Annotated in this window: 11 protein-coding genes; 8 read left to right on the forward strand and 3 right to left on the reverse strand. The window is 66.7% G+C overall.

Annotated features, from left to right (window positions below):
• The first annotated feature begins 259 nt into the window (after positions 1-259).
• From fba to ACOJB8_RS12165, 5 genes are all read left to right on the forward strand, one after another.
• Positions 260-1324 (forward strand): class II fructose-bisphosphate aldolase, encoded by a 1065-nt coding sequence (gene fba / locus ACOJB8_RS12145; RefSeq protein WP_475012707.1) that lies wholly within the window; start codon positions 260-262, stop codon positions 1322-1324.
• Positions 1325-1539: 215 nt separating this feature from the next.
• Positions 1540-2430 carry a phosphoribosylaminoimidazolesuccinocarboxamide synthase gene (locus ACOJB8_RS12150; RefSeq protein ID WP_342948449.1) on the forward strand — a complete coding sequence of 297 codons (891 nt, stop codon included), beginning with the start codon at positions 1540-1542 and terminating at the stop codon, positions 2428-2430.
• 26 nt (positions 2431-2456) lie between these two features.
• Complete coding sequence (purE, locus tag ACOJB8_RS12155; protein ID WP_028205944.1) at positions 2457-2975, forward strand: 5-(carboxyamino)imidazole ribonucleotide mutase; 519 nt, start codon at positions 2457-2459, stop codon at positions 2973-2975.
• A 56-nt stretch (positions 2976-3031) separates the two neighbouring features.
• Positions 3032-4249, forward strand: coding sequence for a 5-(carboxyamino)imidazole ribonucleotide synthase (locus ACOJB8_RS12160; RefSeq protein WP_069262846.1), 1218 nt, complete (start codon positions 3032-3034; stop codon positions 4247-4249).
• 14 nt (positions 4250-4263) lie between these two features.
• Complete coding sequence (locus tag ACOJB8_RS12165) at positions 4264-5316, forward strand: L-threonylcarbamoyladenylate synthase (RefSeq protein ID WP_475012709.1); 1053 nt, start codon at positions 4264-4266, stop codon at positions 5314-5316.
• A gap of 97 nt (positions 5317-5413) precedes the next feature.
• Here the strand turns inward: ACOJB8_RS12165 and ACOJB8_RS12170 are convergent, their stop codons facing one another.
• From ACOJB8_RS12170 to dacB, 3 genes are all read right to left on the reverse strand, one after another.
• The gene (locus ACOJB8_RS12170; RefSeq protein WP_069262845.1) at positions 5414-6808 is read right to left on the reverse strand and encodes an SGNH/GDSL hydrolase family protein; all 1395 of its coding nucleotides are present in this window, start codon (positions 6806-6808) and stop codon (positions 5414-5416) included.
• Between the two features lie 181 nt (positions 6809-6989).
• Positions 6990-7964, reverse strand: coding sequence for a sterol desaturase family protein (locus ACOJB8_RS12175; protein ID WP_475012711.1), 975 nt, complete (start codon positions 7962-7964; stop codon positions 6990-6992).
• A 344-nt stretch (positions 7965-8308) separates the two neighbouring features.
• The gene (gene dacB, locus ACOJB8_RS12180; RefSeq protein WP_475012713.1) at positions 8309-9991 is read right to left on the reverse strand and encodes a D-alanyl-D-alanine carboxypeptidase/D-alanyl-D-alanine endopeptidase; all 1683 of its coding nucleotides are present in this window, start codon (positions 9989-9991) and stop codon (positions 8309-8311) included.
• A gap of 430 nt (positions 9992-10421) precedes the next feature.
• Between dacB and ACOJB8_RS12185 the strand changes: the two genes are divergently transcribed.
• From ACOJB8_RS12185 to ACOJB8_RS12195, 3 genes are all read left to right on the forward strand, one after another.
• A complete protein-coding gene (locus ACOJB8_RS12185; RefSeq protein WP_321930291.1) occupies positions 10422-11084 on the forward strand; it encodes a response regulator in 663 nt (220 codons plus the stop codon).
• A gap of 67 nt (positions 11085-11151) precedes the next feature.
• Positions 11152-12453, forward strand: coding sequence for an ATP-binding protein (locus tag ACOJB8_RS12190; protein WP_069262843.1), 1302 nt, complete (start codon positions 11152-11154; stop codon positions 12451-12453).
• 136 nt (positions 12454-12589) lie between these two features.
• Entirely contained in the window at positions 12590-14095 is a 1506-nt protein-coding gene (locus ACOJB8_RS12195; RefSeq protein WP_342948454.1) for a DegQ family serine endoprotease, read from the forward strand.
• The last annotated feature ends 52 nt before the right edge of the window (positions 14096-14147 follow it).

Raw genomic sequence — 14147 nt, forward strand, 5'->3', positions numbered from 1 at the left:
CAATTGAAGCCCGTACGCCATAAAAACGGCGCACGGGCTGTCGACGCTTTTTGCATCTTCTCGCGGTTCTGACGCTCCGATACGCCAATTTCATGCCAGTTACGTGCCTGGTGCCGGGATCGGACGCGCTTCGCGATAAAATCACGCCATCGAGCCCGCGGCAGGTCACGCGGGCGGCGGCTGCCAGGCCGCCCTCGACCGGCTGCGCAAGACAGTCGGCGGCAGAAGCATTTCGTTTCAAATCAAAGGAGTAGCAACAATGCCTCTCGTATCAATGCGTCAACTGCTGGACCACGCGGCTGAACACGGTTATGGCCTGCCCGCGTTCAACGTGAACAACCTGGAACAGGTCCAGGCGATCATGGAAGCCGCGAACCAGGTCGGTTCGCCGGTGATCATGCAGGCATCGGCCGGCGCGCGTAAGTACGCGGGTGAGCCTTTCCTGCGCCACCTGATCGAAGCCGCGGTCGAGTCGTATCCGCATATTCCGGTCGTGATGCACCAGGACCACGGCCAGTCGCCGGCAGTCTGCATGGCAGCGATCCGCAGCGGTTTCACCAGTGTGATGATGGACGGCTCGCTCGAAGCCGACGGCAAGACGGTCGCATCGTACGAGTACAACGTCGAAGTTTCGCGCAAGGTCGTCGAAATGGCGCACTCGATCGGCGTGACGGTCGAAGCGGAACTGGGCGTGCTCGGTTCGCTGGAAACGATGAAGGGCGACAAGGAAGACGGTCACGGCGCCGAAGGCACCATGACGCGCGAGCAGCTCCTGACGGACCCGGAGCAGGCCGCCGACTTCGTGAAGCTCACGCAGTGCGACGCGCTGGCCATCGCCATCGGCACCTCGCACGGCGCGTACAAGTTCTCCAAGAAGCCCACGGGCGACATTCTGTCGATCCAGCGCATCAAGGAAATCCACGCGCGCATTCCGAACACGCACCTCGTGATGCACGGTTCGTCGTCGGTGCCGCAGGAACTGCTGGCCGAGATCCGCGAATTCGGCGGCGACATGAAGGAAACGTACGGCGTGCCGGTGGAAGAGATCCAGGAAGGCATCCGTCACGGCGTGCGCAAGATCAACATCGACACCGACCTGCGTCTGGCGATCACGGGCGCGATCCGTCGCTATATGTATGAAAATCCGTCGAAGTTCGACCCGCGCGACTACCTGAAGCCGGCTCGCGAAGCCGCGAAGAAGGTGTGCCTGGACCGCTTCCTCGCGTTCGGCTGCGAAGGCCAGGCCGGCAAGATCAAGCCGGTTTCGCTCGACAAGATCGCCGAGAAGTACAAATCGGGCGAACTCGCGCAGATCATTCGCTAAGCGAGCTTCTGTGCCGGGCGCTGTGCGCCTCGAGTAGCAAACATCGCCGTTTCCGCCTGTTTTGGGGGAACGGCGATGGGCTTTTCCGGGAAATTTGCCGGTTTTTGGTTTACCCTCGCAATACCTTCGGTTTTACGGTTTCCGCGCGCGGTTGCAACCGCGATTCTGGACCGAACCCGCCTCCGTTTCGATTGTCCTTTTAGCGAATCACGACGATGTCTACCCTCTACGAATCCACGCTCCGCTCGCTGCCGCTTCTCGGCCGCGGCAAGGTCCGCGACAACTATGCCGTGGGCAACGACAAGCTGCTGATCGTCACCACCGACCGTCTGTCGGCGTTCGACGTCATCATGGGCGAGCCGATTCCGCGCAAGGGCGAGGTGCTCAACCAGATGGCCGACTTCTGGTTCGAAAAGCTCAAGCACGTCGTGCCGAACCACCTCACGGGCGTCGCGCCTGAAACGGTGGTGGCCGCTGACGAAGTCGAGCAGGTCAGGGGCCGCGCCGTCGTGGTGAAGCGCCTCGAGCCGATCCTCGTGGAAGCCGTGGTGCGCGGCTATCTTGCCGGCAGCGGCTGGAAGGACTATCAGGCAACGGGCGCCGTGTGCGGTGTCGAACTGCCGCCGGGCCTGCAGAATGCGCAAAAGCTGCCCGAGCCGATCTTCACGCCGGCAGCCAAGGCCGAAATGGGCCACCACGACGAGAACATCACGTACGAAGAGATGGAGCGCCGCATCGGCACCGAGCTCTCGCGCACCATCAAGGATATTTCGATCAAGCTGTACAAGGAAGCCGCCGACTACGCGGCCACGCGCGGCATCATCATCGCCGACACGAAGTTCGAATTCGGTCTCGACAACCACGGCCAGCTGTATCTGATGGACGAGGCGCTCACCGCCGACTCGTCGCGCTTCTGGCCGGCCGACCAGTACCAGGTGGGCTCGAACCCGCCGTCGTTCGACAAGCAGTTCGTGCGCGACTGGCTCGAAACCCAGGACTGGAAGAAGGAGCCGCCGGCGCCGAAGCTGCCCGACGAAGTGATCGCCAAAACGTCGGCAAAGTATCAGGAGGCGCTCGAGCGTCTCACGGGTCAAAAGCTCGCGTGAGCGAGAAGAGGGAAAAAGGAAGCACAATGAGCGAAGTTCAGACGGCTCACCAGCATGCGGCGCCGCTCGTCGGCGTGTTGATGGGCTCCAGCTCCGACTGGGACACGATGAAGCACGCGGTCGCGATCCTGCAGGAGTTCGGCGTCGCGTACGAGGCCAAGGTGGTCTCGGCGCACCGCATGCCCGACGAGATGTTCGAGTACGCGGAAAAGGCGCGCGAGCGCGGCCTGCGCGCGATCATCGCCGGCGCGGGCGGCGCGGCGCACCTGCCGGGCATGCTGGCGGCCAAGACCACGGTGCCCGTGCTGGGCGTGCCGGCGGTCAGCAAGTATCTGAAGGGCGTGGATTCGCTCCACTCGATCGTGCAGATGCCCAAGGGCGTCCCGGTCGCGACCTTCGCCATCGGCGAGGCGGGCGCGGCCAATGCGGCGCTCTTCGCCGTCTCGATCCTGAGCGTGACCAACACCGAATACGCGAACAAGCTCGCGGCCTTCCGTGTGCGCCAGAACGAAGCGGCGCATGCCATGGTGCTGCCCCCGCTTTGATCGTCCCGCTTTGATCGTCCCCACGCGCCGCGGCCACCCCGCGGCCGACCACGAAGATGACTCCTGACAATTCACCGGTTTCACCGATCCTGCCCGGCGCCTGGCTGGGCATGGTGGGTGGCGGCCAGCTCGGCCGCATGTTCTGCTTTGCCGCGCAGGCGATGGGCTATCGCGTCGCCGTGCTCGATCCCGACGCGACGAGCCCCGCGGGCACCGTGGCCGACCGCCACATCTGCGCCGCGTACGACGACGAAGCGGCGCTCACCGAACTCGCGCGTCTGTGCGCGGCCATCTCGACCGAGTTCGAGAACGTGCCCGCGGCGAGCCTCGACACGCTCGCGAAGTCGACCTTCGTGAGCCCGGCTGGACGCTGCGTGGCGGTGGCGCAGGACCGCATCGCCGAGAAGCGCTTTATCGCGGCGGCCGGCGTGCCGGTCGCGCCGCACGTGGTGATCGAGTCGTCGCAGGCGCTCGCCGGCATCGACGACAAGACGCTCGCCGCCGTGCTGCCGGGCATTCTCAAGACCGCGCGCATGGGCTATGACGGCAAAGGCCAGATTCGTGTCTCCAACGCCGAAGAAGTGCGCGAGGCGCATGCGTCGCTCGGCGGCGTGCCGTGCGTGCTGGAAAAGCGCCTGCCGCTGAAGTTCGAGGTGAGCGCGCTGATCGCTCGCGGCACGAACGGCAAGGCCGTCGTTTATCCGCTCGCGCAGAACACGCACCGCAACGGCGTGCTCTCGCACACCATCGTGCCCGCGCCGGACGCAAGCCCGGCGCTCGTTCAGCAGGCCCAGCAGGCGGCGATCCAGATCGCGGCGAAGCTCGGCTATGTGGGCGTGCTGTGCGTGGAGTTCTTCATCCTCGAAGACGGCTCGCTCGTCGCCAACGAAATGGCGCCGCGCCCGCACAACTCGGGCCACTACACGACCGATGCGTGCGCCACGAGCCAGTTCGAGCAGCAGGTGCGCGCCATGACGGCCATGCCGCTCGGCGACACGCGCCAGCACTCGCCGGCCGTGATGCTGAACATTCTCGGCGACGTGTGGTTCCCCTGCGCCGTGGGCGAGGCGAAGCCCCAGAAGGGCGCCGCGCCCGTCACGCCGCCGTGGGACCAGGTGGCCGCGATGCCGGCCGCGCGCCTGCATCTGTACGGCAAGGAAGAAGCGCGTGCGGGCCGTAAGATGGGCCACGTGAACTTCACTGCGCCGACGCTCGACGAAGCGCGCACGGCCGCACGCGACTGCGCGCGCCTGCTGCACATCGCCACGAGCTGAGGTTGAGCCGCATCATGTCTGATCAGCAGAACGCGCCGCACGATGGCGCGCCGACTCTGACCGATGCCGACATCGAGCACGCCGCCGCGCTGCTCGGCGCGGGCGAGCTGGTAGCGTTCCCGACCGAGACCGTCTATGGTCTGGGCGGCGATGCGGCGAGCCCCGAGGCAGTCGCGCGCATTTACGCGGCCAAAGGGCGGCCGGCGAACCATCCGGTGATCGTGCACTTGCCGCCGGGCGGCGACCCGCAGTACTGGGCAGCGGAGTGGCCCGAGGCGGCGCAAAAGCTCGTCGATGCATTCTGGCCCGGCCCGCTCACGCTGATCGTCAAACGCCACGAACGCATTCCCGATGCCGTGAGCGGCGGTCAGGACTCGGTGGGGCTGCGCTGCCCGTCGCATCCGGTCGCGCAGCAGCTGCTGGCGGCGTTTTCTGCGCGTCGCGGCGGTCATGGCGGCGTGGCGGCGCCGTCGGCGAACCGCTTCGGCCACGTGAGCCCGACCACGGCGCAGCACGTGCGTGACGAATTCGGCGCGGCGGTGCATGTGCTCGACGGCGGCGCATGCGACGTGGGCATCGAATCGACGATTCTCGATCTCTCCCGCGGATTTCCCGCGTTGCTGCGGCCCGGCCACGTGACGCCGCACGACATCGCGCGCGTGCTGGGCGAGGCGCCGCGCTTGCCCGACGGCTCGGACGCCACGGCGCCGCGCGCCTCGGGTACGCTCAAGGCGCACTATGCGCCGCGCACGCCGCTCGCGCTGCTGCCGTTCGAGGCGCTGGAGCCGCTGCTGGCGGCAGCGCGCGATGCGGGCGAAACGGTGGCGCTCGTGGCGCGCGCCTCGCGCGCGGGCGATTGGGCGCAGGCACAGGGCGTGCACTTCGTCGCCGCGCCGGAAGAGCCGCAGGAATATGCGCGCGAGCTGTATGGCTTGCTGCGCGCGCTCGATCGCGCGAACGTCTCGCGCATTCTCATTGAGAAGCTGCCGGAGACGATCGAGTGGATCGCGGTCAATGACCGGTTGGGGCGGGCGGCGGCGGCGTTCGAGGCGCAGCAGCAGGGCTGAGCACCTTCTTTCGCGTTCAATGAAAAACACCCCACGAGCCTGACGGTTCGTGGGGTGTTTTTTCTTGCACCGGGAGGCCCGGTGCAAGCGACGCTTATCAGGGCGCCTTGCCGATGCCCGCAGCAGCCAGCTGCTTTTCGACGTACGTCGCGAACTGCGAATGCAGCGCCGTGGTCGGGTGCACGAGATCCGCGAACATGTAGGTCGTGGGCGCGTTGGCCGTCGTCAGCGTTTGCGGCGAGCAGAACAGCGAGCTGCCGAAGTTCTGGCCGTAGGCCGCGGCGTACGCGTTGATGGTGGCTTGCGGCGTCGTGGCCGGGTCCAGCCCCAACGTAGCCTTCGGATTGGCGAGCGCGTAGTTGGTCGCGCTGTTCGTCATGGCCGTGAGGTTACAGGCCGTATCCGTGTTCGTCACGGTGAAGCCGAGGCTGGCCGCGTTCGCGATCGACTGATCGAGCCACGAGAACGTATCGACCAGCACGACCTTCTTCGCCTGCACGTCGGCTGCGGTCGCCTTGATCAGCGTCAGGTTGTACATCGCCGAAATGAGCGAGAGCGCCTGGTCGGCCGAGCTCGCGGAGCCGGGCGTTGCGCCGATGGCGGCATCAGCCTTCAGCGCCGCCGGCGTCTTGCCGATGTCGGGCACCGTGACGACCGCGATCTTCGGATTGCCGGGGACGATATCCGCATGGACGAGCGCGCCCAGCGTGCCCGCTGCTGTGAGGACCGGGGCGATCGAGGCGAAGCTGGAGGCGTAGTTCGGGTTCGTGACGATACCGAGCGCGATGGCGGCGGGCACCAAGGCTGTTGCCTGCGCTTGGGTGAAGCCCGACTGCATCAGGCTCGCAACCGTGCTCTGCTGCGTCGCGGGATCGTTGACGAGCGTCGAAAACGGAGTGGCCGCGAGCGCCGCGCCGAACAACGCCAGGCCCGTGGGGCTGCCGTTAGTGGGCACGTTCAGCAAATTCAGGATTTCATTCGCGCCGCCTTCCACGAGCACGAGCTGATTCGCATTGAAGCTGCCGTGCTGCGCCAGGTACTGCTGGAGCTGCCACGTGACCGGCTGCTCGCTCGCGGCGGAGATCACGGCGCTGGTATTCGCCACGCCGCCGCCCGTCACCAGCGCGCCGCCTTGCGCGTAGTCGAGCCCGCCCGTGGCCGTGAGCGGCAGACCGAAGCCGCCTTCGAAGGCGGGCGATAGCGTGTTGCCGAAGTACTCGGACACATGCTGCGCCCAGACCTCGCCCGGGTTGGTCGTGAAGCGGCCGCCGCCGAAGCCCGGCAGAATCTGCTCCGAATACGTGCCCGCGTCTGTCAGGCTCGTGCCGAACGCCACCACCTGCATGTTGACGCCCGAGGGCGGCGGCGTGCTCGCGTTGTTGTTCCCACTGCTGCCACCACCGCAGGCGGCGAGCAGCGCAAAGGCGGCGCTCGCGGCAGCGATCTGGGTGGCGCGCAACAGCTTACGGTGTCTCGGTCCTTGATGCTTCATATTCACTTCATCTCCTCTGTGTGTGGCCTTTGATGCCATGCCTGCCTACTCATGCAACGGGTGCTCGTGGCACGAGCAGCTGCCCCGTTGTCGATGTTTTTCTCGATCGCCGGCCTTGCATGCACCCCCTGTGTGCTGCTGTCCCAGGGTCAGGGCCAAGGCCGACAGACTACGCAATCTCTCAGCTATTGCGCGACCCGAACTCACCCTCGGTGTTGTTTTCCGGCACGCCGTAGCGCGTTCCCACGGGTGTCGCCGGCGCCGTCACGGATGCGAGGCCGAGCGCGTCGTGGCGCTCGCACCAATCGGGCGGTGCGAAGAGCGCGGCGAGGCGCGAACGCCAGTCGGGCATGCGCGCGAAGTCCCGCGCCATCGCGAGCCATTCGTGAAACGTCGCCTTGAGCGGATTGCATGACGCAAGCGGCTTGACGATGCCGTAATCGGGCGCGTCGTGCGCGTCTTCCTCGACATAGCTGCCGAACAGGCGGTCCCAGATCGCGAGCACGCCGGCGTAGTTGCGGTCGATATAGCGTGCGTTACGCGCGTGATGGACGCGATGCATCGACGGCGTGTTGAACACGTATTCGAGCCAGCCGAGTTTGCCTACGGCCTGGGTATGCACGAAGAACTGAAACGCGAGATTGACGAGCACGATCGCGACGATCTGCTCCGGCGTGAAGCCGAGCATGGCGAGCGGAACCCAGAACAGCCACATGCCCGCCACGGGGTACATGAGGCTCTGGCGAAACGCCGTGGAAAGGTTCAGGCGCACCGACGAATGGTGGACGACGTGCGCGGCCCAGAGCCAGCGCACGCGATGGCTCGCGCGGTGAAACACGTAGTAGAGCAGGTCCTGCGCGATAAAGAGTGCGAACCATGCGACGAGCCCCGGCTGCCACGAAACGAGCCGGAAGTGCCGGTAGACGTAGGCATAGACGGGCACCGCAATGAGCCACGCAAGTTTGTCGGCGCCCTGGTGCATGAGCGCGAGCGCGGCGTTGCACAGCGTATCGGGCCAGGCGTAGCGGGCGCTGTCGGGGGTGGCGTTCGATGCAGTGCGCGGCCGCGTGCGGGAGAGATGCCACGCTTCCCAGCCGATGCAGGCGAGAAATACGGGGGCGAGGGCGAGCAGCAGCCATTGCGCATCGAACTGCACGAACGTCGTCCTCCTTGTCCCGTGGGCGGCGCTGGTGGACAGCGCGGCGGTTGTAGTCTCATGTCTTGTCGGCCGCGTTAGTGCGCGTTCTTACGGGCGCGCGGCTCGATTGGCGGGCGCGTATGACAGATTTTTATGACGCGCCTTCGGCCTTTGCCCGTCAGGGTACACGCCTCGCGCCCAGGACGGGCGGCGCTTTGCTAGAGGAAAGATTCGAGCCCGGCGCGCGGCGGCGCGCTCGGGTGAGGCGCACGGGGACAGGTCCGCGGCGCCCGCCCGGCGTGCACACAGCGTGCTCGCCGGGTGCAATCAGCGTGCTCCCGGCACGTGGTCAATGCGCGTGGTCAATGCGCGCCGCGTCGTCTGGCCGGAGTTTTGTGCGTGGCCTTCTCGGCCTTCGGCGCTTTCGCCGCGCGCTTCGGATGCGGCTCGACATACACGGGTTTTTCTTCGGGCATGCCCTTGTAGACCCACTCGAGCAGCGCGTCGTGCGCGGCGCGTGCGGCCTCGGCGCGCGGATCGTTGATGAGGCTCACCACGATCCAGCTCTCGCCATTCTCGGCCGCCACGTAACCGGCGATCGCGCGCACGTCGCGCAGCGTGCCCGTCTTGATATGCGCGTTGCCTTCCACGCCTGCGTTGGTGAGGCGGTTGCGCATCGTGCCGTCCACGCCGACGATCGGCAGCGAGTCGATGAACACCTGCGCGACCGGGCTCGCGTTCGCGTTCTGCAGCAGGTTGGCGAGCGAGAGCGCGCTGACGTGCTCTTCGCGCGAGAGGCCGCAGCCGTTGTCGAGCACGAGTTCGGGCATGTTCAGGCCGCTGCGCCGCAGGTACGTATTGACGGCCGTGGCGGCCTTGGCCGTAGTCGCAGGCGCTTTGCCCTCGACGGCGCCGAGCGTGAGGAACAGGTTGCGCGCCATCACGTTGTTGCTGAACTTGTTGATGTCGTGCACGACGTCCGAGAGCGGCGGGCTCTGGTGCACGGCGAGCAGACGTGCGCGCGGCGGCACGACGCCTTCGCGCACCGCGCCGGCCGGCGTGGCGAAGAGGCTGCTGCCCGTTTGCTGCCAGAGGGCGAGCAAGCCGTCCGCGAAGAACGTGCTGTGGTCCACGGGCGCGGCCATGTTGAGCGTGCGCTCGCCGCAGCGCATGGCGTAGCTGCCCGCGAAGCTCGCGGTGACGACGCCGTTGCCGCCCGGCGAAACCTGCGGGCTCGGGAGCATGCCGCCGCAGGCGCCGGCGCGCTCGCGGATCTGGTTGTCGATTTGCCACTGCGCAACGGGCGGCACCACATCGATCGACACCCCCTCGCGGGAGGGCGAGAACGTGAACGAGACCGACTTGAACGCGTACATCAGCGGATCGGGGCCGACGTTGTAGGGCGCGCTGTCGTCGCCGTCGAACGAGGGCAGGTCGCGCGTGGACGGATCGAACTCGCTCTTGTCGAGCACGAGTGCGCCGTCGATGCGCGCGACGCCCGCGGCGCGAATCTTCTGCACGAGGTCGATCAGCTCTTCGGGCACGAGCTTCGGGTCGCCGGTGCCCTTGATATAGAGGTTCCCGTGCAGCGTGCCGCTCGCATCGACTTCGCCGTCGGTATAGGCGCTCGTTTTCCAGCGATAGTCGGGACCGAGCATCGCGAGGCCGCTCCACGTCGTGACGAGTTTCATCGTCGAGGCGGGCATCATCGGCTGGCCGGCATTCACGGCGACGCTCGGCTGGCGGTCGCCGACCTTTTCGATCACCACGCTGACCGACGAGAGCGTCACGTGTGCGCGCTCGAGGCCTGCCATCACGGTGGGCGGCAGCACCGTGGTCACGTTGACCGTGGGAATGCGCGCGCCTTCGGGCTGCGCGTACGCGGCCGGCGCGGCGGCGAAGCCCGCGGCGAGCGCGGCGCAGGCGAGCGTGAGGGCGAGCGGTCGAGGCAGGCGCGCAGTGGCGGCGGTGCGATGCGTGCGGTTGGAGCGCGAGGCAGGCAGTCTGAGCAAAGAGCGTAGGCGGGACAGCGAAGCGGGCAGCATGAAAAGCGTTCGGGCGAGTGCAGGGGCGGTGCTTGGGCCGGGCGCGGCGCACGGAAAGAGGGGACTCACCGGTGCTGCGCGCGGGCGCGAAAATCAGGGCGGCGTGTGATTCTTGGTGCGCGCGCGATGCGCTCGCTTGAACGTACTGTACAAGCCTGCACGCGCGCATCGCGGCCGAATCACGAGTGGAGCGCCGCAAAAGCGCACATTGTAAAGACCTCGCGCCGCGTGCGCGCATTGCCGCAAGAAAACGTTGCACATTGCGTGGCGTGATTCAAACACTGCCGATAATGTGCCCATGCCGCGCGCCATTGCCTCGCGACCGGCTGCGTGCCGCAGCGGCGCGGCGCCCCTGTTCAGGCGCTAGAATGCTCGCATCCTCATCCACTCACGCAGCGTGGCGCAGCAGCGCCGCCCGGCCAATATTACGATGCGCATACTGCTAGTCGAAGATGACCGCATGATCGCCGAAGGCGTGCGCAAGGCGCTGCGCGGCGAAGGCTTCGCGGTCGACTGGGTCGAAGACGGCGACGCCGCCCTCTCGGCCGCGAGCGCGGATTCTTACGATCTCATGCTGCTCGATCTCGGATTGCCGCGGCGCGACGGTCTCGACGTGCTGCGCACGCTACGCGCGCGTGGCGCGGCACTGCCCGTGCTGATCCTCACGGCGCGCGACGCCGTGGCCGATCGCGTGAAGGGCCTCGACGCCGGTGCGGACGACTACCTCATCAAGCCCTTCGATCTCGATGAACTGGGCGCACGCATGCGGGCGCTGATCCGCCGCCAGGCGGGCCGCAGCGATTCGACCATCCGCCACGGCTCGATCACGCTCGATCCGGCTTCGCACCAGGTCACCCAGGACGGTTCGCCCGTTGCGCTCTCGGCGCGCGAATTCGCGCTGCTCGAAGCGCTGCTCGCGCGACCGGGCGCGGTGCTCTCGAAAACCCAGCTCGAAGAGAAGATGTACGGATGGGGCGAGGAGATCGGCAGCAATACCGTCGAGGTCTATATTCACGCGCTGCGCAAGAAGCTCGGGGCCGACCTGATCCGCAACGTGCGCGGCCTCGGCTACATGATCTCCAAAGACGCATGAAGCAGGTAATCAAGTGCGTAAGCGCCAAAGCGCTAGCTCCGGATCGACAGGGAGACCTCGTTAGCCGATGAGTTCCATCCGACGACAACTGCTGTTCTGGCTGCTCGCGATCGTCGTCGCGGGCGTTGGGCTCGCGGGCTGGCTGATCTATCGCCAGGCGCTCGCCGAAGCCAACGAGCTGTTCGACTACCAGCTGCAGGAAATCGCCGAGGCGCTGCCCTCCGAGCCATTCAACGAGATCCTAAGTTCGCGCGATACGGGCGACGAAGGCATCGTGCTGCAGATCTGGAATCGCAACGGCGTGCTCATGTACTACTCGCATCCGCGCGCGCCGCTCGCGCCGCGCGCGGAACTCGGCTTTTCGACGGAGCGCACCGACCGCGGCGACTGGCGCGTGTACGGCGCGATCGTCGGCGACAACGTCGTGCAGCTCGCGCAGCCCGTTTCGGTGCGCAACCGTCTCGCCGCGAACGTCGCGTTGCGCACGCTCTGGCCGCTCATCGTGGTGCTGCCGTTTCTCGGCATCGCGGTCTGGATCATGGTGGGGCGTGGGCTCAGGCCGCTCTCGCGCGTCGCGCGCGCGCTCGACACGCGTCATCCCGAAGCGCTCGATCCGCTGCCCGAAGAGCGTCTGCCGCGCGAAGTCACGCCGCTCGTGCATGCGTTGAACGCGCTGCTCGAACGCCTCGCGCAAGCCATCGATACACAGAAGGCCTTCGTCGCCGACGCTGCACACGAGTTGCGCACGCCGCTGGCGGCCGTGCAGATCCAGGCGCAACTCGTTGCGCGCGCAAAGGATGACGAAACGCGTCGCGAAGCGCTCGTCGATCTGCAGGCGGGCGTGACGCGCGCCACGCGTCTTGCCGAGCAGCTGCTCGCCCTCGCTCGCTCCGAACCCGACGGTCACGCGCGCGCGCAGAACGTCGATCTGCATGCGCTGCTCGATGATTGCGTGCTCAACCATGCGCCGCTCGCGCAGCAGCGCGGCGTCGATCTCGGCATCGAGGAAAGCGCGGCGGCGAGCGTGCATGGCGACGCCGATGCATTGCGCGTGATGCTCAACAACCTGCTCGACAACGCGACCAAGTACACGCCCGCGGGCGGCCGCGTGGACGTGAGCCTCGCCGTCGTCGACGGGCGTGCGCACGTGCGCATCGCGGACAGCGGGCCGGGCATCCCGGAAGAGGAGCGCGCGCGCGTGTTCGATCGCTTTTATCGCGTGGGCGCAGGCGCGAATCGCGCGCGCACCGATATCGCCGGCACGGGACTCGGGCTCGCTATCGTGCGCCGAATCGCGGATCAGCACGACGCGACCATCACACTCGGCGATTCGCCCGCAGGCGGCCTGCTCGTGGACGTGCGGTTCTGACTCCGAATCGCCCGCAAATGCCCGCCGCGCGGGCGTTTGCGCGATTATTGCGATTTCCGCGTACTTAAGACTCCTTTAAGCGACACGGCTTACTCTTCGGTACGTCGTGATGAGTACCCCGCGCAAGGAGTCCGCAATGAATACAAAAGTGCTTTCCCGCAGTGCCGTGGCAGCCGCCGTGGTCGTCGCATTGTCGGCGGGCTATGTAGCAGGGCACCGTGATCTGCCTGCTCCGCAGGTCATTTCGCAGGCCCAGGCCGCGGCGATGATGCCCGCCGAAGCCGCAGCCAAGACTGGCATTCCCGACTTCTCGGGTCTCGTGGAAACCTACGGGCCCGCGGTGGTCAACATCAGCGCCAAGCACGTCGTGAAGCAGACGGCGCTGCGCAGCGGCGGCAGCGGCTCGCAGCAACTGCCGATCGATCCGAGCGATCCGTTCTACCAGTTCTTCAAGCACTTCTATGGCGGCGCGCCCGGCATGGGCGGCGGCGACAATGGTCCGCAGGCCGACCAGCCGAGCGCGAGCCTCGGCTCGGGCTTCATCGTCAGCCCGGACGGCTACATTCTCACGAACGCGCACGTCGTGGACGGCGCCAACGTCGTGACGGTGAAGCTCACCGACAAGCGCGAATACAAGGCGAAGGTCGTGGGCGCGGACAAGCAGTCGGACGTCGCTGTGCTCAAGATCGACGCGAAGGACCTGCCGACCGTGAAGATCGGCGACCCGCGTCAAAGCAAGGTCGGTCAGTGGGTGGTGGCGATCGGCTCGCCGTACGGTTTCGACAACACGGTGACCTCGGGCATCATCAGCGCGAAGTCGCGCTCGCTGCCGGACGAAAACTACACGCCGTTCATCCAGACCGACGTGCCGGTCAACCCCGGCAATTCGGGCGGCCCGCTGTTTAATCTGCAGGGCGAAGTCATCGGCATCAACTCGATGATCTATTCGCAGACGGGCGGCTTCCAGGGCCTTTCGTTCGCAATCCCGATCAATGAGGCGATCAAGGTCAAGGACGAACTCGTCAAGACCGGCCACGTGAGCCGGGGGCGTCTCGGCGTCGCGGTGCAGTCGATGAACCAGACGCTCGCCAACTCGTTCGGCATGGACAAGCCGCGCGGCGCGCTGGTGAGCTCGGTGGACGCGAGCGGTCCGGCCGCGAAGGCGGGTTTGAAGCCCGGCGACGTGATCCTGTCCGTGAACGGCCAGGCCGTGGATGATTCGTCCGCTCTGCCGTCGCTCATCGCGGGCATGAAGCCGGGCACGAAGGCCGATGTTCAGGTGTGGCGTGACAAGAGCACGAAGGACCTCACCGCAACCATCGGCGCGCTGGGCGACGCCAAGGTGGCTTCGAACGACGCTCCGCAGGCGCAGATGCAGGGTCGCCTCGGCGTCGCGGTGCGCCCGCTCACGCCGCAAGAGAAGAACAACGGCTCGCTCGATCACGGTCTGCTCGTCGAGCAGTCGGGTGGCGCGGCCGAAAATGCGGGTGTCCAGCCCGGCGACGTGATTCTCGCCGTGAATGGCCGCCCGGTGACGAGCGCCGATCAGCTCAAGCAAATGGTTTCCAAGGCTGGCAACAGCATTGCGCTCCTGATCCAGCGAGACGACGCACAGATTTTCGTGCCCGTCGATCTCGGCTGATCCCTGCTGTCGCGAATCCGGCTCCGTGCGCCGGATTCGCGGCGAGAGCAGG

The sequence above is a fragment of the Paraburkholderia sp. BR10141 genome, from assembly GCF_056155635.1.